Source organism: Enterobacter sp. JBIWA003, from assembly GCF_019968825.1.
GTDB classification, from domain to species: domain Bacteria; phylum Pseudomonadota; class Gammaproteobacteria; order Enterobacterales; family Enterobacteriaceae; genus Enterobacter; species Enterobacter quasiroggenkampii.
The window spans coordinates 4,600,178-4,621,805 of record NZ_CP074170.1; the positions used below are offsets into that span (position 1 = coordinate 4,600,178).

General features: G+C 50.3%; 39 protein-coding genes. 2 read left to right on the plus strand and 37 right to left on the minus strand.

Translation table 11 applies throughout. The features are described from left to right. The first annotated feature begins 118 nt into the window (after positions 1 to 118). Entirely contained in the window at positions 119 to 529 is a 411-nt protein-coding gene (gene mscL / locus KGP25_RS22305; protein ID WP_025759210.1) for a large-conductance mechanosensitive channel protein MscL, read from the plus strand. Here mscL and KGP25_RS22310 read toward each other — a convergent pair. From KGP25_RS22310 to rpsJ, 31 genes are all read right to left on the minus strand, one after another. After that, positions 503 to 745 (minus strand): alternative ribosome-rescue factor A, encoded by a 243-nt coding sequence (locus KGP25_RS22310; protein ID WP_223539637.1) that lies wholly within the window; start codon positions 743 to 745, stop codon positions 503 to 505. The genes mscL and KGP25_RS22310 overlap by 27 nt on opposite strands. Before the next feature lie 57 nt (positions 746 to 802). Further along, complete coding sequence (zntR, locus tag KGP25_RS22315; protein WP_021242972.1) at positions 803 to 1,228, minus strand: Zn(2+)-responsive transcriptional regulator; 426 nt, start codon at positions 1,226 to 1,228, stop codon at positions 803 to 805. Positions 1,229 to 1,230: 2 nt separating this feature from the next. Beyond that, entirely contained in the window at positions 1,231 to 1,599 is a 369-nt protein-coding gene (locus KGP25_RS22320) for a DUF1992 domain-containing protein (RefSeq protein ID WP_045909532.1), read from the minus strand. Positions 1,600 to 1,706: 107 nt separating this feature from the next. Further along, positions 1,707 to 2,090, minus strand: a complete 384-nt coding sequence (rplQ, locus tag KGP25_RS22325) for a 50S ribosomal protein L17 (protein ID WP_001216368.1) — start codon at positions 2,088 to 2,090, stop codon at positions 1,707 to 1,709. A gap of 40 nt (positions 2,091 to 2,130) precedes the next feature. After that, positions 2,131 to 3,120, minus strand: a complete 990-nt coding sequence (rpoA, locus tag KGP25_RS22330; protein ID WP_002919219.1) for a DNA-directed RNA polymerase subunit alpha — start codon at positions 3,118 to 3,120, stop codon at positions 2,131 to 2,133. Positions 3,121 to 3,145: 25 nt separating this feature from the next. Continuing rightward, positions 3,146 to 3,766, minus strand: a complete 621-nt coding sequence (rpsD, locus tag KGP25_RS22335; protein ID WP_004868345.1) for a 30S ribosomal protein S4 — start codon at positions 3,764 to 3,766, stop codon at positions 3,146 to 3,148. Between the two features lie 33 nt (positions 3,767 to 3,799). Continuing rightward, positions 3,800 to 4,189 (minus strand): 30S ribosomal protein S11, encoded by a 390-nt coding sequence (rpsK, locus tag KGP25_RS22340; protein ID WP_003863312.1) that lies wholly within the window; start codon positions 4,187 to 4,189, stop codon positions 3,800 to 3,802. Positions 4,190 to 4,205: 16 nt separating this feature from the next. Next, positions 4,206 to 4,562 carry a 30S ribosomal protein S13 gene (rpsM, locus tag KGP25_RS22345; RefSeq protein WP_003863308.1) on the minus strand — a complete coding sequence of 119 codons (357 nt, stop codon included), beginning with the start codon at positions 4,560 to 4,562 and terminating at the stop codon, positions 4,206 to 4,208. Positions 4,563 to 4,708: 146 nt separating this feature from the next. Next, complete coding sequence (rpmJ, locus tag KGP25_RS22350) at positions 4,709 to 4,825, minus strand: 50S ribosomal protein L36 (RefSeq protein WP_000868187.1); 117 nt, start codon at positions 4,823 to 4,825, stop codon at positions 4,709 to 4,711. A 31-nt stretch (positions 4,826 to 4,856) separates the two neighbouring features. Next, positions 4,857 to 6,188, minus strand: a complete 1,332-nt coding sequence (gene secY, locus KGP25_RS22355; RefSeq protein ID WP_003863305.1) for a preprotein translocase subunit SecY — start codon at positions 6,186 to 6,188, stop codon at positions 4,857 to 4,859. Positions 6,189 to 6,195: 7 nt separating this feature from the next. Then, positions 6,196 to 6,630 carry a 50S ribosomal protein L15 gene (gene rplO, locus KGP25_RS22360; protein WP_003863304.1) on the minus strand — a complete coding sequence of 145 codons (435 nt, stop codon included), beginning with the start codon at positions 6,628 to 6,630 and terminating at the stop codon, positions 6,196 to 6,198. Positions 6,631 to 6,633: 3 nt separating this feature from the next. Then, positions 6,634 to 6,813: a 50S ribosomal protein L30 gene (rpmD, locus tag KGP25_RS22365; RefSeq protein WP_003863301.1), complete on the minus strand. Its 180-nt coding sequence runs from the start codon at positions 6,811 to 6,813 to the stop codon at positions 6,634 to 6,636. 6 nt (positions 6,814 to 6,819) lie between these two features. Next, on the minus strand, positions 6,820 to 7,320 hold the full coding sequence (gene rpsE / locus KGP25_RS22370; protein ID WP_003863299.1) for a 30S ribosomal protein S5: 501 nt from the start codon (positions 7,318 to 7,320) through the stop codon (positions 6,820 to 6,822). Positions 7,321 to 7,334: 14 nt separating this feature from the next. Then, the gene (gene rplR, locus KGP25_RS22375; RefSeq protein WP_003863297.1) at positions 7,335 to 7,688 is read right to left on the minus strand and encodes a 50S ribosomal protein L18; all 354 of its coding nucleotides are present in this window, start codon (positions 7,686 to 7,688) and stop codon (positions 7,335 to 7,337) included. Between the two features lie 9 nt (positions 7,689 to 7,697). Beyond that, complete coding sequence (gene rplF / locus KGP25_RS22380) at positions 7,698 to 8,231, minus strand: 50S ribosomal protein L6 (protein WP_003863296.1); 534 nt, start codon at positions 8,229 to 8,231, stop codon at positions 7,698 to 7,700. Positions 8,232 to 8,243: 12 nt separating this feature from the next. After that, positions 8,244 to 8,636 (minus strand): 30S ribosomal protein S8, encoded by a 393-nt coding sequence (gene rpsH / locus KGP25_RS22385; protein WP_006178918.1) that lies wholly within the window; start codon positions 8,634 to 8,636, stop codon positions 8,244 to 8,246. Between the two features lie 30 nt (positions 8,637 to 8,666). Next, the gene (gene rpsN / locus KGP25_RS22390; RefSeq protein WP_003863291.1) at positions 8,667 to 8,972 is read right to left on the minus strand and encodes a 30S ribosomal protein S14; all 306 of its coding nucleotides are present in this window, start codon (positions 8,970 to 8,972) and stop codon (positions 8,667 to 8,669) included. A gap of 14 nt (positions 8,973 to 8,986) precedes the next feature. Beyond that, positions 8,987 to 9,526 carry a 50S ribosomal protein L5 gene (gene rplE, locus KGP25_RS22395; protein WP_001096202.1) on the minus strand — a complete coding sequence of 180 codons (540 nt, stop codon included), beginning with the start codon at positions 9,524 to 9,526 and terminating at the stop codon, positions 8,987 to 8,989. 14 nt (positions 9,527 to 9,540) lie between these two features. Then, positions 9,541 to 9,855 carry a 50S ribosomal protein L24 gene (gene rplX, locus KGP25_RS22400; RefSeq protein WP_003863287.1) on the minus strand — a complete coding sequence of 105 codons (315 nt, stop codon included), beginning with the start codon at positions 9,853 to 9,855 and terminating at the stop codon, positions 9,541 to 9,543. A 10-nt stretch (positions 9,856 to 9,865) separates the two neighbouring features. Then, positions 9,866 to 10,237: a 50S ribosomal protein L14 gene (rplN, locus tag KGP25_RS22405; protein WP_002919748.1), complete on the minus strand. Its 372-nt coding sequence runs from the start codon at positions 10,235 to 10,237 to the stop codon at positions 9,866 to 9,868. Between the two features lie 166 nt (positions 10,238 to 10,403). After that, the gene (rpsQ, locus tag KGP25_RS22410) at positions 10,404 to 10,658 is read right to left on the minus strand and encodes a 30S ribosomal protein S17 (protein ID WP_008503489.1); all 255 of its coding nucleotides are present in this window, start codon (positions 10,656 to 10,658) and stop codon (positions 10,404 to 10,406) included. Next, positions 10,658 to 10,849, minus strand: a complete 192-nt coding sequence (gene rpmC, locus KGP25_RS22415; RefSeq protein ID WP_003863282.1) for a 50S ribosomal protein L29 — start codon at positions 10,847 to 10,849, stop codon at positions 10,658 to 10,660. Before rpmC ends, rpsQ begins: the two co-directional genes overlap by 1 nt. After that, a complete protein-coding gene (gene rplP, locus KGP25_RS22420; RefSeq protein ID WP_002919759.1) occupies positions 10,849 to 11,259 on the minus strand; it encodes a 50S ribosomal protein L16 in 411 nt (136 codons plus the stop codon). The genes rpmC and rplP overlap by 1 nt, the downstream gene beginning before the upstream one ends. Before the next feature lie 12 nt (positions 11,260 to 11,271). Further along, positions 11,272 to 11,973, minus strand: a complete 702-nt coding sequence (gene rpsC / locus KGP25_RS22425; RefSeq protein ID WP_000529945.1) for a 30S ribosomal protein S3 — start codon at positions 11,971 to 11,973, stop codon at positions 11,272 to 11,274. Between the two features lie 17 nt (positions 11,974 to 11,990). Then, the gene (rplV, locus tag KGP25_RS22430; RefSeq protein ID WP_002919773.1) at positions 11,991 to 12,323 is read right to left on the minus strand and encodes a 50S ribosomal protein L22; all 333 of its coding nucleotides are present in this window, start codon (positions 12,321 to 12,323) and stop codon (positions 11,991 to 11,993) included. A 14-nt stretch (positions 12,324 to 12,337) separates the two neighbouring features. Continuing rightward, positions 12,338 to 12,616, minus strand: coding sequence for a 30S ribosomal protein S19 (gene rpsS / locus KGP25_RS22435; RefSeq protein WP_001138117.1), 279 nt, complete (start codon positions 12,614 to 12,616; stop codon positions 12,338 to 12,340). 16 nt (positions 12,617 to 12,632) lie between these two features. Further along, positions 12,633 to 13,454, minus strand: a complete 822-nt coding sequence (rplB, locus tag KGP25_RS22440) for a 50S ribosomal protein L2 (RefSeq protein WP_008457150.1) — start codon at positions 13,452 to 13,454, stop codon at positions 12,633 to 12,635. A 17-nt stretch (positions 13,455 to 13,471) separates the two neighbouring features. Further along, entirely contained in the window at positions 13,472 to 13,774 is a 303-nt protein-coding gene (gene rplW / locus KGP25_RS22445; protein ID WP_000617546.1) for a 50S ribosomal protein L23, read from the minus strand. Then, positions 13,771 to 14,376: a 50S ribosomal protein L4 gene (gene rplD / locus KGP25_RS22450; RefSeq protein WP_000424395.1), complete on the minus strand. Its 606-nt coding sequence runs from the start codon at positions 14,374 to 14,376 to the stop codon at positions 13,771 to 13,773. The genes rplW and rplD overlap by 4 nt, the downstream gene beginning before the upstream one ends. A gap of 10 nt (positions 14,377 to 14,386) precedes the next feature. Further along, a complete protein-coding gene (gene rplC, locus KGP25_RS22455) occupies positions 14,387 to 15,016 on the minus strand; it encodes a 50S ribosomal protein L3 (protein WP_003863274.1) in 630 nt (209 codons plus the stop codon). Positions 15,017 to 15,048: 32 nt separating this feature from the next. Further along, positions 15,049 to 15,360 (minus strand): 30S ribosomal protein S10, encoded by a 312-nt coding sequence (gene rpsJ / locus KGP25_RS22460; RefSeq protein WP_001181005.1) that lies wholly within the window; start codon positions 15,358 to 15,360, stop codon positions 15,049 to 15,051. A 380-nt stretch (positions 15,361 to 15,740) separates the two neighbouring features. Here rpsJ and KGP25_RS22465 point away from each other — a divergent pair, with 380 nt between their 5' ends. Continuing rightward, positions 15,741 to 16,214, plus strand: coding sequence for an A24 family peptidase (locus tag KGP25_RS22465; RefSeq protein ID WP_045909535.1), 474 nt, complete (start codon positions 15,741 to 15,743; stop codon positions 16,212 to 16,214). Here the strand turns inward: KGP25_RS22465 and bfr are convergent. The 6 genes from bfr to rpsL all read right to left on the minus strand — a co-directional run bounded on the left by bfr (position 16,198) and on the right by rpsL (position 21,527). Further along, positions 16,198 to 16,674, minus strand: coding sequence for a bacterioferritin (gene bfr / locus KGP25_RS22470; protein WP_008503492.1), 477 nt, complete (start codon positions 16,672 to 16,674; stop codon positions 16,198 to 16,200). The genes KGP25_RS22465 and bfr overlap by 17 nt on opposite strands. Before the next feature lie 72 nt (positions 16,675 to 16,746). After that, the gene (gene bfd, locus KGP25_RS22475) at positions 16,747 to 16,941 is read right to left on the minus strand and encodes a bacterioferritin-associated ferredoxin (protein ID WP_223539638.1); all 195 of its coding nucleotides are present in this window, start codon (positions 16,939 to 16,941) and stop codon (positions 16,747 to 16,749) included. 179 nt (positions 16,942 to 17,120) lie between these two features. Further along, positions 17,121 to 18,305: an elongation factor Tu gene (gene tuf / locus KGP25_RS22480; protein WP_014068448.1), complete on the minus strand. Its 1,185-nt coding sequence runs from the start codon at positions 18,303 to 18,305 to the stop codon at positions 17,121 to 17,123. A 69-nt stretch (positions 18,306 to 18,374) separates the two neighbouring features. Then, positions 18,375 to 20,489 (minus strand): elongation factor G, encoded by a 2,115-nt coding sequence (gene fusA / locus KGP25_RS22485; RefSeq protein ID WP_008503004.1) that lies wholly within the window; start codon positions 20,487 to 20,489, stop codon positions 18,375 to 18,377. Between the two features lie 96 nt (positions 20,490 to 20,585). After that, entirely contained in the window at positions 20,586 to 21,056 is a 471-nt protein-coding gene (rpsG, locus tag KGP25_RS22490) for a 30S ribosomal protein S7 (protein WP_004106370.1), read from the minus strand. 96 nt (positions 21,057 to 21,152) lie between these two features. Next, complete coding sequence (gene rpsL / locus KGP25_RS22495) at positions 21,153 to 21,527, minus strand: 30S ribosomal protein S12 (RefSeq protein WP_000246815.1); 375 nt, start codon at positions 21,525 to 21,527, stop codon at positions 21,153 to 21,155. Positions 21,528 to 21,628: the final 101 nt, after the last annotated feature.

Here is a 21,628-nt window from a genome sequence, read left to right on the forward strand (position 1 = left end):
GACCTTTATCCTTTTCATTTCTGTGCCTTTTATTTTTCATAACGTTTAATTATCCCGAATGGCAATTAGCTAATCATTTGTTAAACTTATAGTCGTCAGCTGGCACAAGGAGAACAAAATGAGTTTTATTAAAGAATTTCGCGAATTTGCGATGCGCGGAAACGTGGTGGATTTGGCAGTGGGTGTCATTATTGGTGCGGCATTCGGCAAGATTGTTTCATCATTAGTGGCCGACATTATCATGCCACCTTTAGGGTTGCTGATCGGGGGCATTGATTTCAAACAATTCGCTTTCACGCTGCGTGAAGCACAAGGTGATGTTCCGGCAGTCGTGATGCACTACGGCGTATTTATTCAGAACGTATTTGATTTCGTGATTGTGGCGTTTGCCATTTTTATGGCTATCAAGCTGATCAACAAGCTGAACCGTAAAAAAGAAGAGCCGGCAGCGGCGCCTGCACCAACAAAAGAAGAAGTGCTGCTGAGTGAGATTCGCGATCTGTTAAAAGAGCAGAACAACCGCGTTTAATCGAAAGCTTAAAGCAGGAAGGCCAGTGGTAAATAAGCGATTCGCTTGTTTGCCACTGGCCTCCCAGTTACCCCGTTTTGCATGCTTGTTTTTACGCAGATAACTCCCTTTCCCTTTTTTATTCTTCTCAACACGCTGTCTGAATAGTGGGTCGTGAAGTAGTGCCTCAATGGCATTGTCTTTTATCTGTCCTTTCGTGTGCTGATAGCGGCTCATAAATTCTCCTGAGCATGGTTTATGACGACGGGAGTCTAGATCCGGATGGACTAAAAATCAACAGTCCTCGGTTTCTCCACTGGCCCCCTGTTCAAGGGCTTCCAGTATGGAACAATAAATACTGCTGTGGGCCGTACCGCAACAAGCATCATTCAGCCTTTGCAGAGAGCGCTGCATGGTTTGCAGTTCCTGAATGCGTGCTTCCACTTCATCCAGCCGGGCCTGCACAATGCTTTTAGACTCCTGGCAGGTGTGATGTGCCGGATCGATGCGGATCGATAATAGCTCGCGGATCGAGTCTAATGTGAAACCGAGCTGGCGCGCATAACGAATAAACCGCAGGCGCTGCAGATCGTTATCGGTATAAAGTCGAAAGCCACCTTCAGTACGGACTTCATGGTCGATCATCTGCTGCTTTTCGTAATATCGGATGGTATCCGGCGTGACGTTAGCGAGCTTCGCAAGTTCACCGATACGGTACATAACTACCCCTCGTTAATTTTCCGCAACAAGCTTTCACCGTATTCACCGTGCAGAAAGTCAGTGTTCATTCCTGCCTGGCGCAGCTTAAGTTCAAGCAGGGCCAGACGACGGCTCAGTTCAGAATGTCGCGGATCGTCCTGACGGATCCCTTTCAGCAGATCGGCCAGTTCAACAGCCTCTCTGCGCTGTTCAAGTTCCGGAGGGAGACAGCCTGCATTTTTCAGTAAACGGTAGCCCGCCCTTAGTTCAGGCGCAATGTGCGAGTCATCGTCAAGCACAAGGGGTTCGCCGCGTCCCGGAAGATCGTCGAATTCACCTTTTTTTTGGGCATCGCGAATATGGCGTTCTGCCCACTGGTCGAGCAACCACATTACCAGCTCCAGAGGATGAACAGAATTGATACAGGCATTGTAGAGAAGTGGGGATATCGCGGATATAAAAAAACCCGCCGAGGCGGGTTTTTTTACGTTACTGCAGATTACTCTGCAGCAGCTTCTGCTTTCTCTGAACGATCAACCAGCTCGATGTAAGCCATCGGCGCGTTGTCGCCTGCACGGAAACCACACTTCAGAATGCGAGTGTAACCACCGGCACGGCTCGCGAAACGCGGGCCCAGTTCGTTAAACAGTTTTGCCACGATCTCGTTATCACGAGTACGGGCGAATGCCAGACGACGATTAGCAACGCTGTCAGTCTTGGCAAGAGTAATCAGCGGCTCAACTACGCGACGCAGCTCTTTCGCTTTAGGCAGGGTCGTCTTGATGATCTCATGACGAACCAGTGAACCTGCCATGTTGCGGAACATAGCCTGGCGATGGCTGCTGTTGCGGTTCAGTTGACGACCACTCTTACGATGGCGCATGACCTTATCCTTCTCAGTAAAACCTTAACCTGTGATCCGGTTACTCGTCAGCAATGCTTGCCGGTGGCCAGTTTTCCAGGCGCATGCCCAGAGACAGACCACGTGAAGCCAGCACGTCTTTAATCTCAGTAAGAGATTTTTTACCCAGGTTCGGCGTTTTCAGCAACTCAACCTCGGTACGCTGTACCAGATCACCGATATAGTGGATAGCTTCTGCCTTGAGGCAGTTAGCAGAGCGGACAGTCAATTCGAGATCGTCAACAGGGCGCAGCAGGATCGGATCGAATTCTGGTTTCTCTTCTTTCACTTCCGGCTGACGTACATCACGTAAGTCAACGAAAGCTTCCAGTTGTTCTGCCAGGATGGTTGCCGCACGACGAATCGCCTCTTCAGGATCGATTGTGCCGTTGGTTTCCATTTCGATGACCAGCTTGTCCAGGTCGGTACGCTGTTCTACACGCGCTGCTTCAACATTGTAGGCAATACGCTCTACAGGGCTGTAGCATGCGTCGACCAGCAGACGGCCGATTGGGCGCTCATCTTCTTCCGAATGAATTCGGGCAGAAGCCGGCACATAACCACGACCGCGCTGAACTTTGATACGCATGCTAATTGCTGCGTTCTCATCGGTCAGGTGGCAGATCACGTGCTGCGGCTTGACGATTTCAACATCACCGTCGTGGGTGATGTCGGCTGCAGTCACAGGGCCAATGCCAGATTTATTCAGAGTAAGAATAACTTCATCTTTACCCTGAACTCTCACCGCCAGCCCTTTCAGGTTGAGCAGGATTTCAAGGATATCTTCCTGAACGCCTTCTTTGGTGCTGTACTCATGAAGTACACCATCAATCTCAACCTCGGTCACCGCGCAACCCGGCATCGATGAGAGCAGAATACGGCGCAGTGCGTTACCCAGAGTATGGCCAAAGCCACGCTCTAAAGGCTCAAGGGTCACCTTGGCGTGCGTCGAACTCACTTGCTCGATATCTACCAGGCGCGGTTTTAGAAACTCTGTCACAGAACCCTGCATTGTGTCCTCTCTTTGGTACTAAGCTTTACTTGGAGTAAAGCTCGACGATCAGGTGTTCGTTAATGTCCGCAGACAGATCAGAACGTTCTGGCTGACGCTTGAACGTACCTTCCATCTTGCCAGCATCAACTTCCAGCCAGGTTGGCTTTTCACGCTGCTCAGCCAGCTCCAGAGCGGCCTTCACGCGAGATTGCTTTTTCGCTTTCTCACGAATGCTAACAACGTCATTCGCTTTAACCTGATAAGAAGCGATGTTAACAACACGACCGTTTACCATGATTGCTTTGTGGCTAACCAGCTGACGTGATTCAGCACGAGTAGCGCCGAAGCCCATACGGTATACAACGTTGTCCAGACGACCTTCCAGCAGAGCCAGCAGGTTTTCACCTGTGTTGCCTTTCAGACGTGCTGCTTCTTTATAGTAGTTACGGAACTGACGCTCCAGCACACCGTACATACGGCGAACTTTTTGCTTTTCACGCAACTGCACACCATAGTCAGACAGACGCGGTTTACGCGCACCGTGCTGGCCAGGAGCTTGTTCAATTTTACACTTGGTATCGATCGCGCGAACGCCAGACTTAAGGAATAAGTCGGTGCCCTCACGACGGCTCAGCTTGAGCTTAGGACCCAAATATCTTGCCATTTTCTATCTCCAACTAACCTAAAAAACGGAGCGTTATACGCGACGTTTTTTCGGCGGACGACAACCGTTATGAGGGATCGGAGTCACATCAGTAATATTCGTGATGCGGAAACCAGCGGCGTTCAGAGCGCGAACAGTAGATTCACGACCCGGACCCGGACCTTTAACCATAACTTCCAGATTCTTGATGCCGTATTCTTTTACGGCTTCAGCGCAACGCTCTGCTGCAACCTGAGCTGCGAACGGAGTGGATTTGCGAGAACCACGGAAACCGGAACCACCGGCTGTTGCCCAACCCAATGCGTTACCCTGACGATCAGTAATAGTAACGATGGTGTTGTTGAAAGAAGCATGGATATGAGCCACGCCGTCAGAGACTTGTTTTCTTACACGTTTACGTGCACGAACTGGTGCCTTTGCCATTATTCAATCACCCCGATTATTTCTTGATCGGTTTGCGCGGACCCTTACGGGTACGTGCGTTGGTCTTAGTACGCTGACCGCGCACTGGCAGACCACGACGATGACGCAAACCGCGATAGCAACCAAGATCCATCAGGCGCTTGATGCTCATGCTGATTTCACGGCGCAGATCACCTTCAACGACAAATTTGGCAACTTCGTCACGCAGCGTGTCGATTTGTTCTTCAGACAGCTCACTGATCTTAACATCTTCAGCGATACCCGCTGCAGCCAGAATGGCTTTAGAACGGGTCTTGCCGACGCCGTAGATCGAAGTTAATGCGATCACAGCATGTTTCTGATCAGGAATGTTAATGCCTGCTATACGGGCCACTATGCACTCCTACTATTTAATATGTACGCACCATGCTGAAAAGCCCGTTTTCAGGATACTCAAATGGAAACGTACAAACATACAAAAGATTGGCTGGCTAATCTAGCCAGCTCAACCCAACTTTGCAAGAAAAATATGCGAAATAATCAGCCTTGGCGCTGTTTATGCTTCGGCTCGGCACTGCAAATCACACGGATGACACCATCACGCTTAACGATTTTGCAGTTACGGCATAATTTCTTGACGGAAGCACGAACTTTCATTTTTACTCTCCGTAACTTCTCAGGCGACCAATTAGCGGCCGTAGCCTTTCAGGTTCGCCTTCTTCAATGCAGACTCATACTGACTGGACATCATCAGAGTTTGCACTTGAGCCATAAAGTCCATAATCACGACAACAACGATAAGCAGTGAGGTCCCACCGAAGTAGAACGGTACTTTCATTGCATCACGCATGAACTCCGGGATCAGGCAGATAAAAGTAATATAGAGCGCACCAACCAAAGTCAGGCGGGTCATTACTTTATCGATATACTTCGCCGTTTGCTCTCCCGGACGAATTCCTGGTACAAATGCACCGGACTTCTTCAGGTTATCTGCTGTTTCACGCGGGTTGAAGACCAACGCCGTGTAGAAGAAACAGAAGAAGATGATCGCAGACGCATAGAGTAACACATAAAGTGGTTGCCCAGGCTGCAAATACAGCGAAATTGTTGTCAGCCAGTTCCAACCAGTACCGCCCCCGAACCATGACGCGATGGTCGCCGGGAACAGAATAATACTGGAAGCGAAGATAGCCGGGATAACCCCCGCCATGTTCACTTTCAGCGGTAAATGTGTGCTCTGTGCAGCATAGACACGACGACCTTGCTGACGTTTAGCGTAGTTCACCACAATGCGGCGTTGACCACGTTCAACGAAGACAACAAAGAACGTCACTGCAAATACTAATACTGCAACCAACAGCAACAGGAGGAAGTGCAGGTCGCCTTGACGCGCTTGCTCGATAGTGTGGGCGATGGCTGGCGGGAGGCCCGCAACAATACCGGCGAAGATAATGATTGAGATACCGTTACCGATACCACGCTCAGTAATCTGTTCGCCGAGCCACATCAGGAACATTGTCCCTGTGACCAGACTTACAACAGCGGTGAAGTAGAATGCAAAGCCCGGGTTTAACACCAGGCCCTGCATACCAGGCATATTCGGCAGACCGGTAGCAATACCGATCGACTGGAATATTGCCAGCACCAGAGTACCGTAACGGGTGTACTGACTAATCTTACGACGTCCAGACTCCCCTTCTTTCTTCAACTCTGCCAGGGCCGGATGAACGACCGTCAGCAGCTGGATAATAATAGATGCCGAAATGTACGGCATAATACCCAATGCGAAGATAGAAGCACGGCTGAGAGCACCACCAGAGAACATGTTGAACATTTCAATGATGGTGCCTCGCTGTTGCTCAAGCAGTTTGGCAAGTACAGCGGCATCGATACCAGGGATCGGAATAAAAGAGCCAATACGGAACACAATCAGCGCGCCGATAACAAACAGCAGTCTGCGTTTCAGCTCGCCAAATCCACCTTTGGCACTTTGAAAATCTAATCCCGGTTGCTTAGCCATCTGCTACTTATTCCTCAATTTTACCGCCAGCAGCTTCGATAGCAGCACGAGCACCTTTAGTAACACGCAGGCCACGAACAGTTACCGGAGTAGAAACTTCACCAGCCAGGATCACTTTCGCGAACTCGATCTGGATACCGATAATGTTTGCTGCTTTCAGCGTATTCAGGTCTACAACGCCGCCTTCAACTTTCGCCAGGTCAGACAGACGGATTTCCGCTGTGATCGCTGCTTTACGAGAGGTGAAGCCGAACTTCGGCAGACGACGGTACAGTGGCATCTGGCCACCCTCGAAACCGCGACGTACGCCACCGCCAGAACGAGAGTTCTGACCTTTGTGACCACGACCACCGGTTTTGCCGAGGCCAGAACCGATACCACGACCCAGGCGTTTACCCGCCTTTTTAGAGCCTTCGGCCGGAGACAGAGTATTTAAACGCATCTCTTACTCCTCAACTTTAACCATGAAGTAAACCGCGTTGACCATACCACGAACAGCAGGAGTATCCTCGCGCTCAACGGTATGACCAATACGACGCAGACCCAGGCCAAGCAGCGTTGCCTTGTGTTTCGGCAGACGACCGATTGCACTGCGGGTTTGAGTGATTTTAATAGTCTTTGCCATGGTCAATTACCCCAGAATTTCTTCAACGGATTTACCACGCTTGGCAGCGACCATTTCTGGAGAATTCATATTTTCCAGGCCATCAATAGTTGCACGAACCACGTTGATCGGGTTGGTGGAACCATATGCTTTAGCCAGAACGTTATGAACCCCAGCAACTTCCAGAACGGCGCGCATTGCACCACCGGCGATGATACCGGTACCTTCTGAAGCTGGCTGCATGAATACACGAGAACCCGTGTGAACACCTTTAACTGGGTGCTGCAGGGTGCCGTTGTTCAGCGCGACGTTAATCATGTTGCGACGGGCTTTTTCCATCGCTTTCTGGATCGCTGCTGGAACTTCACGCGCTTTACCGTAACCAAAACCAACGCGACCGTTACCATCGCCTACTACAGTCAGAGCTGTGAAGGAGAAAATACGACCACCTTTAACGGTTTTAGATACGCGGTTTACCGCGATCAGCTTTTCCTGCAGTTCGCCAGCCTGTTTTTCGATGTGAGCCATCTTACACCTCTACCTTAGAACTGAAGGCCAGCTTCACGGGCAGCATCTGCCAGTGCCTGGACACGACCATGATATTGGAACCCGGAACGGTCAAAGGAAACATTGCTGATGCCTTTTTCCAGAGCGCGTTCAGCAACAGCTTTACCTACAGCTGCAGCGGCGTCTTTGTTACCGGTGTACTTCAATTGTTCTGAGATAGCTTTTTCTACAGTAGAAGCAGCTACCAGAACTTCAGAACCGTTCGGTGCAATTACCTGTGCGTAAATATGACGCGGGGTACGATGTACCACCAGGCGAGTTGCACCCAGCTCTTTGAGCTTGCGGCGTGCGCGGGTCGCACGACGGATACGAGCAGATTTCTTATCCATAGTGTTACCTTACTTCTTCTTAGCCTCTTTGGTACGCACGACTTCGTCGGCGTAACGAACACCCTTGCCTTTGTAAGGCTCAGGACGACGGTAGGCGCGCAGATCTGCTGCAACCTGACCGATCAGCTGTTTATCAGCGCCTTTCAGCACGATTTCAGTTTGAGTCGGGCATTCTGCAGTGATACCGGCCGGCAGCGGATGCTCAACAGGGTGTGAGAAGCCCAGAGACAGGCCTACTGCATTCCCTTTGATAGCTGCACGATAACCTACACCAACCAGCTGAAGCTTTTTAGTGAAGCCTTCGGTAACACCAACAACCATTGAGTTCAGCAGGGCACGCGCGGTACCAGCCTGAGCCCATCCATCCACGAAACCATCACGTGGACCGAAGGTCAGAGCGTTATCTGCATGTTTAACTTCAACAGCTTTGTTGAGGGTACGAGTCAGCTCGCCGTTTTTACCTTTGATCGTAATAACCTGACCGTCGATTTTTACATCAACGCCGGCAGGAATAACGACCGGTGCTTTAGCAACACGAGACATTCTTTCCTCCGATTAGGCTACGTAGCAGATAATTTCGCCACCAAGACCAGCCTGGCGCGCTGCACGATCAGTCATAACACCTTTAGAGGTAGAAACAACTGCGATACCAAGACCAGCCATAACTTTTGGCAGCTCATCTTTTTTCTTATAGATGCGCAGGCCTGGGCGGCTGACACGCTGAATGCTTTCTACAACAGCTTTACCCTGGAAATACTTGAGAGTAAGTTCCAGTTCCGGCTTGGTGTCGCCTTCAACTTTAAAATCTTCGATAAAACCTTCTTCCTTCAGCACGTTGGCAATTGCCACTTTCAGCTTGGCGGAAGGCATGGTGACCGCAACTTTGTTCGCGGCCTGACCGTTACGGATACGGGTCAGCATATCCGCGATCGGATCTTGCATGCTCATCTGTCTTTACTCCCGTGATTCAATTGGTAATTACCAGCTAGCCTTTTTCAAGCCTGGCACTTCACCGCGCATAGCGGCTTCACGCAGTTTGATACGGCTCAACCCAAACTTGCCCACATAACCATGTGGACGACCTGTTTGACGACAGCGGTTACGCTGACGAGACGGGCTGGAATCACGCGGCAGAGACTGCAGCTTGAGAACCGCATTCCAACGATCTTCGTCGGAAGCGTTCACATCAGAAATGATCGCTTTCAGTTCAGCGCGTTTAGCGAAGAATTTATCAGCTAAAGCTACGCGCTTTACTTCGCGTGCTTTCATTGATTGCTTAGCCATTCAGTAACCCTACCTTACTTGCGGAACGGGAAGTCAAAGGCAGCCAGCAGAGCACGGCCTTCTTCGTCAGATTTCGCAGTAGTGGTAATGGTAATATCCAAACCACGCACGCGGTCGACTTTATCGTAGTCGATTTCTGGGAAGATGATCTGCTCACGGACACCCATGCTGTAGTTACCACGACCGTCGAAAGACTTAGCGGACAAGCCACGGAAGTCACGGATACGTGGAACAGCAATAGTGATCAGGCGCTCAAAGAACTCCCACATGCGTTCGCCACGCAGAGTTACTTTACAGCCGATCGGATAGCCCTGACGGATTTTGAAGCCTGCAACAGATTTGCGTGCTTTGGTGATCAGCGGTTTTTGACCGGAGATTGCTGTCAGGTCAGCTGCTGCGTTATCCAGCAGTTTCTTGTCAGCGATCGCTTCACCAACACCCATGTTCAGGGTGATCTTCTCGACCCGAGGGACTTGCATGACAGAATTGTAGTTAAACTCGGTCATGAGTTTCTTAACTACTTCGTCTTTGTAGTAATCATGCAGTTTCGCCATCGTACTACTCCAAATTACTTGATAGTTTCGCTGTTAGACTTGAAGAAACGGACTTTTTTGCCGTCTTCGAATCTAAAGCCTACACGGTCAGCCTTGCCGGTAGCCGCATTGAAGATTGCAACGTTAGAAACCTGAATAGCAGCTTCTTTTTCAACGATGCCACCTGGTTGGTTCAGGGCCGGAACCGGCTTCTGATGTTTCTTAACCAGGTTGATACCTTCAACGACAAGTTTGCCGGAAGACAGAACATTTTTTACTTTACCGCGTTTACCTTTATCTTTACCGGTTAACACGATAACTTCGTCATCACGACGGATTTTCGCTGCCATGATTCGCTCCTTAGAGTACTTCTGGTGCCAGAGAGATAATTTTCATGAACTTCTCAGTACGAAGTTCACGAGTTACCGGCCCAAAGATACGCGTGCCGATAGGCTGCTCGCTGTTATTGTTTAAAATAACGCATGCATTACCATCGAAGCGAATGACAGAACCGTCAGGGCGACGAACACCCTTCTTGGTGCGCACCACTACCGCCTTCAGCACATCACCTTTTTTGACCTTACCACGTGGAATTGCTTCCTTGATGGTGATCTTGATGATGTCGCCTACGCCTGCGTAGCGACGGTGCGAGCCACCCAGAACCTTGATACACATTACGCGACGTGCACCGGAGTTGTCGGCGACGTTCAGCATAGTCTGTTCTTGGATCATTTTAGTGCTCCGCTAATGTCAACTACTACCTGAGACTCTAAAATCAGAGCCGTTAAAAAGCCCCATATCGAGGGCGCGGCATTATAACACCGCTTCTGCAATATGGGTAGAAAAAATAAACGGCTCATCGCTGAGCCGTTTATTCGTATTGAGAAGGCGTACTGTATTACAGAACCGCTTTCTCTACAACGCGAACCAGCGTCCAGGACTTAGTCTTGGACAGTGGACGGCATTCACGGATTTCAACCTTGTCGCCGATACCACATTCGTTGTTCTCGTCATGTACGTGCAGTTTGGTCGTACGCTTGATGAATTTACCGTAGATCGGGTGTTTCACAATACGTTCGATAGCTACAACAATGGATTTCTCCATTTTGTCGCTAACAACACGACCTTGCAGAGTACGGATTTTATCGGTCATTACGCACCCGCCTTCTGAGTCAGTAAAGTCTTAACGCGTGCAACATTGCGACGCACTTGCTTCAGCAGGTGAGTCTGTTGCAGCTGGCCACTTGCAGCCTGCATACGCAGGTTGAACTGCTCACGCAGCAGGTTCAGCAGCTCAGCGTTCAGCTCTTCAACGCTTTTTTCACGCAGCTCTTTTGCTTTCATTACATCACCGTCTTAGTTACAAAGGTGGTTTTGATAGGCAGTTTCGCTGCTGCCAGGCCGAAGGCTTCACGGGCCAGCTCTTCCGGAACACCGTCCATTTCATAAAGGACTTTGCCCGGTTGGATCAAGGCAACCCAGTACTCCACGTTACCTTTACCTTTACCCATACGAACTTCCAGCGGCTTCTCGGTGATCGGTTTGTCCGGGAATACACGGATCCAGATCTTACCTTGACGCTTAACTGCACGGGTCATTGCACGACGTGCTGCTTCGATCTGACGTGCAGTCAGACGACCACGGCCAACAGCTTTCAGACCGAAAGTGCCGAAGCTAACATCCGTACCCTGCGCCAGACCACGGTTGCGGCCTTTGTGCACTTTACGGAATTTTGTACGCTTTGGTTGTAACATCAGCGACGCTCCTTATTTACGGCCTTTACGCTGCTGCTTTTTAGGTTGAGCAGCCGGTTTTTCCGGTTGTTCAACAGCAGCCATACCACCCAGGATCTCACCTTTGAAGATCCATACCTTAACGCCGATTACACCGTAAGTGGTGTGCGCTTCAGAGGTGTTGTAGTCGATGTCAGCACGCAGAGTGTGCAGCGGTACGCGACCTTCACGGTACCATTCGGTACGTGCGATTTCCGCGCCGCCCAGACGGCCGCTAACTTCAACTTTGATACCTTTAGCGCCCAGACGCATTGCGTTCTGTACAGCACGCTTCATAGCACGACGGAACATAACACGACGTTCCAGCTGAGAAGTGATGCTGTCAGCAACCAATTTAGCGTCCAGTTCAGGCTTACGAACTTCAGCGATATTGATCTGTGCAGGAACGCCAGCGATATCCGCTACGACCTTGCGCAGTTTTTCTACGTCTTCGCCTTTCTTACCGATAACGATGCCAGGACGAGCAGTGTGAATAGTCACACGGATGCTCTTCGCTGGACGCTCGATAACGATACGAGATACAGACGCTTTAGCCAGTTCCTTAGTCAGGTACTGACGTACTTTAAAATCGCTGTCCAGGTTGTCAGCGAATTCTTTGGTGTTCGCAAACCAGGTAGAGTTCCATGGTTTTACAATACCCAGGCGAATACCATTAGGATGTACTTTCTGACCCATTGCTAGTCTCCAGAGTCTCAGCGATCGGACACAACCACAGTAATGTGGCTGGTGCGCTTCAGGATGCGATCTGCACGACCTTTCGCACGCGGCATAATGCGCTTCATGCTTGGGCCTTCATCTACGAAAATTTTCGCGACTTTCAGATCGTCGATGTCAGCGCCATCGTTGTGTTCAGCGTTAGCAATGGCAGATTCCAGTACTTTCTTGACCAATACCGCAGCTTTCTTGTTGGTATAGGTCAGGATGTCCAGGGCCTGCGACACTTTCTTACCGCGAATCAGGTCAGCAACAAGGCGAACCTTCTGTGCAGAAGAACGAGCATGGCGATGTTGAGCTAAAGTTTCCATCTCTTCCTCCTACCTTATTTCTTCTTCGCTTTTTTATCAGCAGCGTGGCCGCGATAAGTACGAGTCGGTGCGAATTCACCCAGTTTGTGACCAACCATTTCGTCGGTAACAAAGACTGGAACGTGCTGACGACCATTATGGACAGCGATGGTCAAACCGATCATGTTAGGAAAGATCGTTGAACGACGGGACCAAGTGCGCAGGGGCTTCTTGTCTCCGCTTTCCACCGCTTTCTCTACCTTCTTCAGCAAGTGCAGGTCAATAAAAGGACCTTTCTTGAGAGAACGTGGCATGGCTTATCCTCTAAAATTATTTGCTACGGCGACGTACGATAAATTTATCAGTACGCTTGTTGCTGCGGGTCTTCTTACCTTTGGTCTGAACGCCCCACGGAGATACCGGGTGCTTACCAAAGTTACGACCTTCACCACCACCATGTGGGTGGTCGACTGGGTTCATCGCAGTACCGCGAACGGTAGGACGAACACCACGCCAGCGTGCAGCACCTGCTTTACCCAGAACGCGCAGCATATGCTCAGCATTGCCAACTTCGCCCAGAGTAGCGCGGCAGTCTGCTTCGACTTTACGCATTTCACCAGAACGCAGACGCAGGGTGACATAAGCACCATCACGCGCAACGATCTGAACGTAAGTACCCGCGGAACGCGCCAGCTGACCGCCTTTACCTGGTTTCATTTCTACGTTATGAACGGTAGAACCAACCGGGATATTGCGCATCGGCAGGGTGTTGCCTGCTTTGATTGCAGCATCAACGCCAGACTGAATCTGGTCGCCAGCTTTCAGGCCTTTAGGGGCCAGGATGTAACGGCGTTCGCCATCTTTGTACAGAACCAGCGCGATGTTCGCGGAACGGTTCGGATCGTACTCAAGACGTTCAACAACTGCTGGGATACCGTCTTTGTTGCGTTTGAAGTCAACAATACGATAAGCCTGCTTGTGGCCACCACCGATGTGACGAGTGGTGATACGGCCATTGTTGTTACGACCACCGGATTTGCTGTTTTTTTCCAGCAACGGAGCAAAAGGTTTGCCCTTGTGCAGCTCAGGGTTAACCACTTTAACTACGTGGCGACGACCCGGAGATGTCGGTTTACATTTAACAACTGCCATTGTATTACTCCTCCGACTTACTCAGCGCCGCCAACGAAGTCCAGATTCTGGCCTTCTTTCAGGGTGACGTAAGCTTTTTTCCAGTCGCTACGACGACCGATACGCTGTCCGTGACGTTTAACTTTCCCTTTAACTACCAGGGTGTTAACGACTTCGACTTCGACTTCAAACAGTTTCTGCACAGCAGCTTTGATCTCTGCTTTGGTCGCGTCTTTAGCAACTTTGAGAACGATGGTGTTTGTTTTTTCCATCGCAGTAGACGCTTTTTCAGAAACGTGCGGTGCGCGAAGCACCTTCAGCAGACGTTCTTCACGAATCATGCCAGCATCTCCTCAACTTGCTTAACAGCATCAGCAGTCATTACGACTTTGTCGAAGGCGATCAGGCTAACCGGGTCGATACCAGTCGCATCGCGTACGTCAACCTTGTGCAGGTTACGTGCGGCCAGGAACAGGTTCTCGTCCAGCTCACCGGTGATGATCAGCACATCTTCCAGAGCCATGTCTTTCAGTTTCTGTGCCAGCAGCTTAGTTTTAGGCGCTTCAACAGAGAACTTCTCGACAACGATCAGACGATCCTGACGTACCAGTTCGGACAGGATGCTTTTCAGCGCGCCGCGGTACATCTTTTTGTTAACTTTTTGACTGTGGTCCTGTGGACGCGCAGCGAAGGTCACGCCACCTGAACGCCAGATCGGGCTCTTGATAGAACCTGAACGCGCACGGCCGGTACCTTTCTGGCGCCATGGCTTTTTGCCAGAACCAGTTACTTCAGCACGAGTCTTCTGAGCACGAGTACCCTGACGAGCACCAGCTGCATAAGCAACAACAACCTGGTGAACCAGCGCTTCGTTGAAATCACGACCGAAGGTAGTTTCGGAAACAGTCAGCGCGCTCTGCGCGTCTTTCAATACTAATTCCATTGCTATCCCCTTACGCCTTCACAGCTGGTTTAACGATCAGGTCGCTACCGGTTGCACCCGGGACCGCACCTTTAACCAGCAGCAGGTTGCGCTCAGCGTCAACACGTACTACGTCCAGGCTCTGAACGGTTACACGTTCGTTGCCCAGCTGACCTGCCATTTTCTTGCCTTTGAACACTTTGCCCGGAGTCTGGTTCTGACCGATAGAACCCGGAACGCGGTGAGACAAGGAGTTACCGTGGGTAGCGTCCTGGGTACGGAAGTTCCAGCGCTTAACGGTACCAGCAAAACCTTTACCTTTAGAGGTACCGGTTACGTCAACTTTTTTAACGTCAGCAAACAGCTCAACGCTAATGTCCTGACCTACGGTGAACTCTTCGCCTTCAGCAAGACGGAATTCCCACAGACCACGGCCAGCTTCTACGCCAGCTTTAGCGAAGTGACCCGCTTCTGGTTTGGTTACACGGTTAGCTTTTTTAGCACCAGTGGTAACCTGAATAGCGCGGTAGCCATCGTTAGCCAGATCTTTAACCTGAGTAACGCGGTTTGCTTCAACTTCGATTACGGTTACTGGGATAGAAACGCCATCTTCAGTGAAGATGCGGGTCATACCCACTTTTTTACCGACTAAACCAATCATTGTTTCAACCTCTCAATCGCTCGATGACCTGATTAACCCAGGCTGATCTGCACGTCTACACCGGCAGCCAGATCCAGACGCATCAGAGCATCAACGGTTTTCTCAGTTGGCTCAACGATGTCAACCAGACGCTTGTGAGTGCGGATTTCGTACTGATCGCGCGCGTCTTTGTTAACGTGCGGAGAGATCAGAACGGTGAAGCGCTCTTTGCGGGTCGGCAGCGGGATCGGACCACGGACTTGCGCACCAGTGCGCTTAGCAGTCTCGACGATTTCCGCGGTTGATTGATCGATCAGACGATGATCAAACGCTTTAAGGCGGATACGGATTCTTTGGTTCTGCATGAGACCAGAGCTCCAATTATTTTATAAACGAAAATGATTACTCCTCAAACCCATTACGATTGATGGGAGAGTGTAACCGTTCTTACGTAGCTCCCCAATTGGGAGCATTGTTGAGTAACAAAATGAGCTACTCTGGTTCTGATTGAACCCGCCGTCAATTACGACAAGCCCGCGCATTATACGTAAATCTGGGCAAGACGCAAGTGCCGTTTAGAAATTAAGCGCCAATGTCGCAGGGTGCGTAAGAGCGCGCAACGTTTTATGCAATGTATTCTGCGGCGATGCTTTGTTTCGAGCCGCTACGCATCTCCGTTTTTTGTGCATTGCCGGACAGGCCGATTATAACGACTATGCGCTCAAACCCGTTTGAGGCCTTTTACATGCTTACCACCCTCCCCTTTCTGTTGATCTATCTTTCACTGACTGCCTTACTGGTACATGCCGATATTCGCTACGGTCTGCTTCCCGATAAATTTCTCTGCCCACTGCTATGGGCTGGGCTGCTCTTCCAGCTCTGTATCCAACCTGATTTTCTGCCGAGCGCGGTGGCGGGTGCGATGGCTGGATATATTGGCTTTGCCGTTATTTACTGGGGCTACTGGTTTATCTGCCGGCGTGAAGGTATGGGATATGGCGATGTGAAATACCTGGCGGCGCTGGGTGCATGGCACGGCTGGTGCGTACTGCCAATGCTGGCGTTACTCGCGGCGCTGATGGCGCTTCTTTGCATTCTTGTCTTTTCGTTCATTCGCCCTGATAAGAAGGCAATAAAAAACCCGCTGCCTTTTGGGCCATTTCTGGCAGCAGCGGGTTTATGCGTAGGCTGGAAGACGTTGCTTATTCTTCCACTTTAATCTGTGACTGAAGATAGTTTTGCAGGCCAATTTTAGCAATGAGATCCAGCTCTGTTTCCAGCCAGTCAATATGCCCTTCTTCATCGGCCAGGATCTGGATCATCATATCGCGGCTGACGTAGTCATGTACGCTGTCAGCATAGGCAATGGCTTCACGGAGATCTTTAGCGCCTTCAAGTTCCAGCCTGAGGTCGGAACGCAGCATCTCTTCGACATCTTCTCCGATACCCAGTTTGCCGAGATCCTGCAGGTTTGGAATGCCTTCAAGGAATAAAATACGCTCGATATATTTATCAGCGTGTTTCATCTCATCTATAGATTCATGGTACTCAACGTCGTTTAAACGTTTGAGTCCCCAGTTTTTGAACATTCTCGCGTGAAGAAAATACTGGTTGATTGCGACAAGCTCATTTCCCAATAATTTATTGAGATAACTTATGATTTTAACATCACCTTTCATTATATAGTCCCTCCGCTTCCACTCATTGAAGCGTAGATCGGGCTACAGGGATGTCAAAAAAAAGATGGGCGCTTACGCGATCTCTTTGTATTCCGGGATCTGCATCAGTTCGTCCTGCATGATCTCTCGCGCAGCACGTACACATTTACCGCATTGATTTCCCACCGGAACAAATTTGCGAAGCTGCTGGAATGACTGGGGCTGAGACTGGCGAACGGCCTGACGTATTTTTTTGTCGCTTACACCATTACATAAACAAACGTACATAGAAACTCCCGTTCAAATTATGCGCAAAGTGTAAGTGAGAATGGTTATGATTACAATAGCACAAACGCCAGAATGCGGGGCGGGAGCAGGCAAAAAATGCGAAATTTTGTGACAACGCCTGAGCGGCAGAAAACAAAAAAGGACGCCGAAGCGTCCTTTTTTTATTCGGGGATAATTAATTAGCCCAGAACTTTAGCAACAACGCCCGCGCCAACGGTACGGCCGCCTTCACGGATTGCGAAACGCAGACCGTCGTCCATCGCGATTGGGTGGATCAGAGTCACAACCATCTTGATGTTGTCGCCTGGCATTACCATCTCAACGCCTTCTGGCAGTTCGATGGTACCGGTCACGTCAGTAGTACGGAAGTAGAACTGTGGACGGTAGCCTTTGAAGAACGGAGTATGACGGCCGCCTTCGTCTTTGGACAGGATGTACACTTCAGATTCGAACTTGGTGTGTGGCTTGATTGAGCCTGGCTTAGCCAGAACCTGACCACGTTCGATTTCTTCACGTTTGATACCACGCAGCAGAACACCAACGTTCTCACCAGCACGGCCTTCGTCCAGCAGTTTGCGGAACATTTCAACGCCAGTACAGGTAGACTTCGCAGTCTCTTTGATACCAACGATTTCAACTTCTTCACCAACTTTGATGATACCGCGCTCTACACGACCGGTAACAACGGTACCACGACCGGAGATGGAGAATACGTCTTCGATTGGCAGCAGGAATGGCTTGTCAATCGCACGCTCTGGTTCTGGGATGTAAGAATCCAGGAAGCCAGCCAGTTCGATGATTTTCGCTTCCCACTCAGCTTCGCCTTCCAGCGCTTTCAGAGCAGAACCACGAACGATTGGGGTATCGTCGCCTGGGAAATCGTACTGAGACAGCAGTTCACGAACTTCCATCTCTACCAGTTCCAGCAGCTCTTCGTCATCAACCATGTCGCACTTGTTCAGGAACACGATGATGAAAGGAACGCCTACCTGACGACCCAGCAGGATGTGCTCACGAGTCTGAGGCATTGGGCCGTCAGTCGCAGCAACAACCAGGATCGCGCCGTCCATCTGCGCAGCACCGGTGATCATGTTTTTAACATAGTCGGCGTGGCCTGGGCAGTCTACGTGTGCGTAGTGGCGAGTCGGGGTGTCGTACTCAACGTGAGAGGTGTTGATGGTGATACCACGAGCTTTTTCTTCTGGTGCGTTATCGATCTGGTCGAATGCACGAGCAGAACCACCGTAGGTTTTAGCCAGAACGGTAGTGATTGCAGCAGTCAGGGTAGTTTTACCATGGTCAACGTGGCCGATAGTACCAACGTTGACGTGCGGTTTTGTACGTTCAAATTTTTCTTTAGACACGGCTATATTCCTTACTATAGTGCTCTCCCCTGTGGAGAGAGCACGGGACTTAGGTTTTAATCCTGTGGATTACTTACCACGGGCTTCAATAACGGCCTGAGCAACGTTGTTAGGCGCATCATCATACTTCAGGAATTCCATGGTGTATGATGCACGACCTTTGGTCAGAGAACGCAGCTGAGTTGCATATCCGAACATTTCAGACAGCGGAACTTCAGCGTGGATCTTAACGCCAGTTACTTCGGATTCCTGACCACGCAGCATACCGCGACGACGGCTCAAGTCACCGATAACGTCACCGGTGTTCTCTTCAGGAGTTTCTACTTCAACCTTCATGATTGGCTCAAGCAGAACTGGTTTTGCTTTCTTAAAGCCTTCTTTAAAGGCAATAGACGCAGCCAGTTTAAACGCCAGTTCAGAGGAGTCAACGTCGTGGTAAGAACCGAAGTGCAGACGAACACCCATGTCAACAACCGGATAGCCAGCCAGAGGGCCCGCTTTCAGCTGTTCCTGGATGCCTTTATCAACGGCTGGGATGTATTCGCCAGGAATTACACCACCTTTGATGTCGTTGATGAACTCGTAACCTTTCGGGTTAGAGCCCGGCTCCAGTGGGTACATGTCGATCACAACGTGACCGTACTGACCGCGACCACCAGACTGCTTAGCGTGTTTACCTTCAATGTCGGTAACTTTCGCGCGAATCGCTTCGCGGTAAGCAACCTGAGGTTTACCCACGTTCGCTTCAACGTTGAATTCACGCTTCATACGGTCAACGATGATGTCCAGGTGCAGTTCACCCATACCAGCGATGATGGTCTGGTTAGATTCTTCATCAGTCCATACGCGGAATGATGGGTCTTCTTTCGCCAGACGGCCCAGAGCCAGACCCATTTTTTCCTGGTCAGCTTTGGTTTTTGGTTCAACTGCGATGGAGATTACCGGCTCTGGGAATTCCATACGCTCCAGAATGATCGGGTGATCCGGGTCACACAGGGTGTCACCAGTGGTCACGTCTTTCAGACCGATAGCTGCAGCGATGTCGCCCGCACGAACTTCTTTGATCTCTTCACGTTTGTTAGCGTGCATCTGTACGATACGGCCAAAACGCTCACGCGCCGCTTTCACGGAGTTCAGGATGGTGTCACCGGAGTTAACCACACCAGAGTAAACGCGGAAGAAGGTCAGGTTACCCACGAATGGGTCGGTAGCAATTTTGAACGCCAGTGCAGAGAATGGCTCTTCGTCGCTTGCGTGACGCTCAGCCGGGGTATCTTTACCGTCGTCCAGGATGCCGTTGATCGCAGGAACGTCAACTGGGGATGGCAGGTAGTCAACTACCGCATCCAGCATCGCCTGAACACCTTTGTTCTTGAACGCAGAACCACAGGTTACCAGGATGATTTCGTTGTTCAGAACGCGCTGACGCAGAGCTTTTTTGATCTCTTCTTCAGTCAGTTCTTCACCACCCAGGTATTTCTCCATCAGCTCTTCAGAAGCTTCAGCAGCGGATTCGATCAGGTTCTGGTGCCATTCGTCAGCCAGGTCCTGCATTGCAGCTGGGATATCTTCGTATTCGAAGGTAACGCCCTGGTCTGCATCGTTCCAGTTGATGGCTTTCATTTTCACCAGGTCGATAACGCCGGTGAAGCCTTCTTCAGCACCAATTGCCAGCTGCAGCGGAACAGGGTTCGCGCCCAGACGGGTTTTGATCTGACCAACAACTTTCAGGAAGTTAGCACCCATACGGTCCATTTTGTTAACGAACGCGATGCGTGGAACTTTATATTTGTTCGCCTGACGCCATACGGTTTCAGACTGTGGCTGAACACCACCAACTGCGCAATAAACCATTACCGCGCCGTCAAGAACACGCATGGAACGTTCTACTTCGATGGTGAAGTCAACGTGCCCTGGGGTGTCGATGATGTTTACGCGATGCGGTTCATACTGCTTAGCCATACCTGACCAGAATGCAGTAGTCGCTGCGGAGGTGATAGTGATACCACGCTCCTGCTCCTGTTCCATCCAGTCCATGGTGGCTGCGCCGTCATGAACTTCACCGATTTTGTGGTTTACACCGGTGTAGAACAGAATACGTTCGGTAGTAGTGGTTTTACCGGCGTCGATGTGCGCACTGATACCGATGTTACGGTAGCGTGCGATGGGTGTTGTACGAGCCATTTGATTCCTCGTTTATATCTTTAGGCGTTCAGTTAAGTTACCCAGAGCGGGCGGCTTCTCTGAAGCGCCCGCCTGGTGACTAAGACTCCGAAGGGATTACCAACGGTAGTGTGCGAACGCCTTGTTGGCTTCTGCCATACGGTGAACGTCTTCACGTTTCTTAACTGCAGTACCTTTGTTGTCTGCAGCATCAGAAAGTTCGTTCGCCAGACGCAGAGCCATGGATTTATCACCGCGTTTACGAGCAGCTTCAACGATCCAACGCATTGCCAGGGCATTACGACGAACCGGACGAACTTCAACTGGAACCTGATAAGTAGAACCACCAACGCGGCGGGACTTAACTTCTACAGTTGGGCGAACGTTGTCGAGAGCGACTTCGAAAGCTTCCAGTTCATTTTTACCAGAACGCTGAGCCAGGGTCTCAAGCGCGCTGTATACGATTGCTTCTGCAGTAGATTTTTTACCATCTACCATCAGGATATTGACAAATTTTGCCAGCAGTTCTGATCCGAATTTCGGATCTGGAAGGATTTTACGCTGACCAATGACGCGACGACGTGGCATGGGAATACTCCGTTGTTAATTCAGGATTGTCCAAAACTCAAAGAGTTTAGTGTGACATTAAGATAAATCAGTTTGGCCTTACTTAACGGAGAACCATTAAGCCTTAGGACGCTTCACGCCGTACTTGGAGCGAGCCTGCTTACGGTCTTTAACACCTGAGCAGTCCAGCGCACCACGAACGGTGTGGTAACGAACACCCGGAAGGTCTTTAACACGACCGCCACGGATCAGGATCACGGAGTGCTCCTGCAGGTTGTGACCTTCACCACCGATGTAGGAAGTCACTTCGAAACCGTTAGTCAAACGCACACGGCATACTTTACGCAGTGCGGAGTTTGGTTTTTTAGGAGTGGTGGTATATACACGAGTACATACACCACGTTTCTGCGGGCAGGCTTCCAGCGCAGGCACGTTGCTTTTCGCAACTTTGCGTGCACGTGGTTTGCGTACCAGCTGGTTAACTGTTGCCATTAAATAGCTCCTGGTTTTAGCTTTTGCTTCGTAAACACGTAATAAAACGACCTCATACAATATGAGGACGCGAAATTTTAGGGCTACGTCGAAAAGGTGTC

Excerpts from the sequence above, each read along its gene's own strand:
- bfr (WP_008503492.1), bottom strand. The coding sequence starts at position 16,674 with ATGAAAGGTGATGTTAAAATCATAAGTTATCTCAATAAATTATTGGGA.
- rpsL (WP_000246815.1), bottom strand. The coding sequence starts at position 21,527 with ATGGCAACAGTTAACCAGCTGGTACGCAAACCACGTGCACGCAAAGTT.
- rpmC (WP_003863282.1), bottom strand. The coding sequence starts at position 10,849 with ATGAAAGCAAAAGAGCTGCGTGAAAAAAGCGTTGAAGAGCTGAACGCT.
- rplW (WP_000617546.1), bottom strand. The coding sequence starts at position 13,774 with ATGATTCGTGAAGAACGTCTGCTGAAGGTGCTTCGCGCACCGCACGTT.
- rpsK (WP_003863312.1), bottom strand. The coding sequence starts at position 4,189 with ATGGCAAAGGCACCAGTTCGTGCACGTAAACGTGTAAGAAAACAAGTC.
- rplX (WP_003863287.1), bottom strand. The coding sequence starts at position 9,855 with ATGGCAGCGAAAATCCGTCGTGATGACGAAGTTATCGTGTTAACCGGT.
- rplQ (WP_001216368.1), bottom strand. The coding sequence starts at position 2,090 with ATGCGCCATCGTAAGAGTGGTCGTCAACTGAACCGCAACAGCAGCCAT.
- rplE (WP_001096202.1), bottom strand. The coding sequence starts at position 9,526 with ATGGCGAAACTGCATGATTACTACAAAGACGAAGTAGTTAAGAAACTC.
- rpsN (WP_003863291.1), bottom strand. The coding sequence starts at position 8,972 with ATGGCTAAGCAATCAATGAAAGCACGCGAAGTAAAGCGCGTAGCTTTA.
- rplV (WP_002919773.1), bottom strand. The coding sequence starts at position 12,323 with ATGGAAACTTTAGCTCAACATCGCCATGCTCGTTCTTCTGCACAGAAG.
- rpsC (WP_000529945.1), bottom strand. The coding sequence starts at position 11,973 with ATGGGTCAGAAAGTACATCCTAATGGTATTCGCCTGGGTATTGTAAAA.
- rpsH (WP_006178918.1), bottom strand. The coding sequence starts at position 8,636 with ATGAGCATGCAAGATCCGATCGCGGATATGCTGACCCGTATCCGTAAC.
- rplO (WP_003863304.1), bottom strand. The coding sequence starts at position 6,630 with ATGCGTTTAAATACTCTGTCTCCGGCCGAAGGCTCTAAAAAGGCGGGT.
- rpsD (WP_004868345.1), bottom strand. The coding sequence starts at position 3,766 with ATGGCAAGATATTTGGGTCCTAAGCTCAAGCTGAGCCGTCGTGAGGGC.
- rpsG (WP_004106370.1), bottom strand. The coding sequence starts at position 21,056 with ATGCCACGTCGTCGCGTCATTGGTCAGCGTAAAATCCTTCCAGATCCG.
- secY (WP_003863305.1), bottom strand. The coding sequence starts at position 6,188 with ATGGCTAAGCAACCGGGATTAGATTTTCAAAGTGCCAAAGGTGGATTT.
- fusA (WP_008503004.1), bottom strand. The coding sequence starts at position 20,489 with ATGGCTCGTACAACACCCATCGCACGCTACCGTAACATCGGTATCAGT.
- rplN (WP_002919748.1), bottom strand. The coding sequence starts at position 10,237 with ATGATCCAAGAACAGACTATGCTGAACGTCGCCGACAACTCCGGTGCA.
- rplD (WP_000424395.1), bottom strand. The coding sequence starts at position 14,376 with ATGGAATTAGTATTGAAAGACGCGCAGAGCGCGCTGACTGTTTCCGAA.
- rplR (WP_003863297.1), bottom strand. The coding sequence starts at position 7,688 with ATGGATAAGAAATCTGCTCGTATCCGTCGTGCGACCCGCGCACGCCGC.
- mscL (WP_025759210.1), top strand. The coding sequence starts at position 119 with ATGAGTTTTATTAAAGAATTTCGCGAATTTGCGATGCGCGGAAACGTG.
- rplF (WP_003863296.1), bottom strand. The coding sequence starts at position 8,231 with ATGTCTCGTGTTGCTAAAGCACCGGTCGTTATTCCTGCCGGCGTTGAT.
- rpsQ (WP_008503489.1), bottom strand. The coding sequence starts at position 10,658 with ATGACCGATAAAATCCGTACTCTGCAAGGTCGTGTTGTTAGCGACAAA.
- rpsE (WP_003863299.1), bottom strand. The coding sequence starts at position 7,320 with ATGGCTCACATCGAAAAACAGGCTGGCGAACTGCAGGAAAAGCTGATC.
- zntR (WP_021242972.1), bottom strand. The coding sequence starts at position 1,228 with ATGTACCGTATCGGTGAACTTGCGAAGCTCGCTAACGTCACGCCGGAT.
- rplB (WP_008457150.1), bottom strand. The coding sequence starts at position 13,454 with ATGGCAGTTGTTAAATGTAAACCGACATCTCCGGGTCGTCGCCACGTA.
- KGP25_RS22320 (WP_045909532.1), bottom strand. The coding sequence starts at position 1,599 with ATGTGGTTGCTCGACCAGTGGGCAGAACGCCATATTCGCGATGCCCAA.
- KGP25_RS22465 (WP_045909535.1), top strand. The coding sequence starts at position 15,741 with ATGCTTACCACCCTCCCCTTTCTGTTGATCTATCTTTCACTGACTGCC.
- rplC (WP_003863274.1), bottom strand. The coding sequence starts at position 15,016 with ATGATTGGTTTAGTCGGTAAAAAAGTGGGTATGACCCGCATCTTCACT.
- rpoA (WP_002919219.1), bottom strand. The coding sequence starts at position 3,120 with ATGCAGGGTTCTGTGACAGAGTTTCTAAAACCGCGCCTGGTAGATATC.
- rplP (WP_002919759.1), bottom strand. The coding sequence starts at position 11,259 with ATGTTACAACCAAAGCGTACAAAATTCCGTAAAGTGCACAAAGGCCGC.
- rpmD (WP_003863301.1), bottom strand. The coding sequence starts at position 6,813 with ATGGCAAAGACTATTAAAATCACTCAAACCCGCAGTGCAATCGGTCGT.
- rpsJ (WP_001181005.1), bottom strand. The coding sequence starts at position 15,360 with ATGCAGAACCAAAGAATCCGTATCCGCCTTAAAGCGTTTGATCATCGT.
- bfd (WP_223539638.1), bottom strand. The coding sequence starts at position 16,941 with ATGTACGTTTGTTTATGTAATGGTGTAAGCGACAAAAAAATACGTCAG.
- KGP25_RS22310 (WP_223539637.1), bottom strand. The coding sequence starts at position 745 with ATGAGCCGCTATCAGCACACGAAAGGACAGATAAAAGACAATGCCATT.
- rpsS (WP_001138117.1), bottom strand. The coding sequence starts at position 12,616 with ATGCCACGTTCTCTCAAGAAAGGTCCTTTTATTGACCTGCACTTGCTG.
- rpmJ (WP_000868187.1), bottom strand. The coding sequence starts at position 4,825 with ATGAAAGTTCGTGCTTCCGTCAAGAAATTATGCCGTAACTGCAAAATC.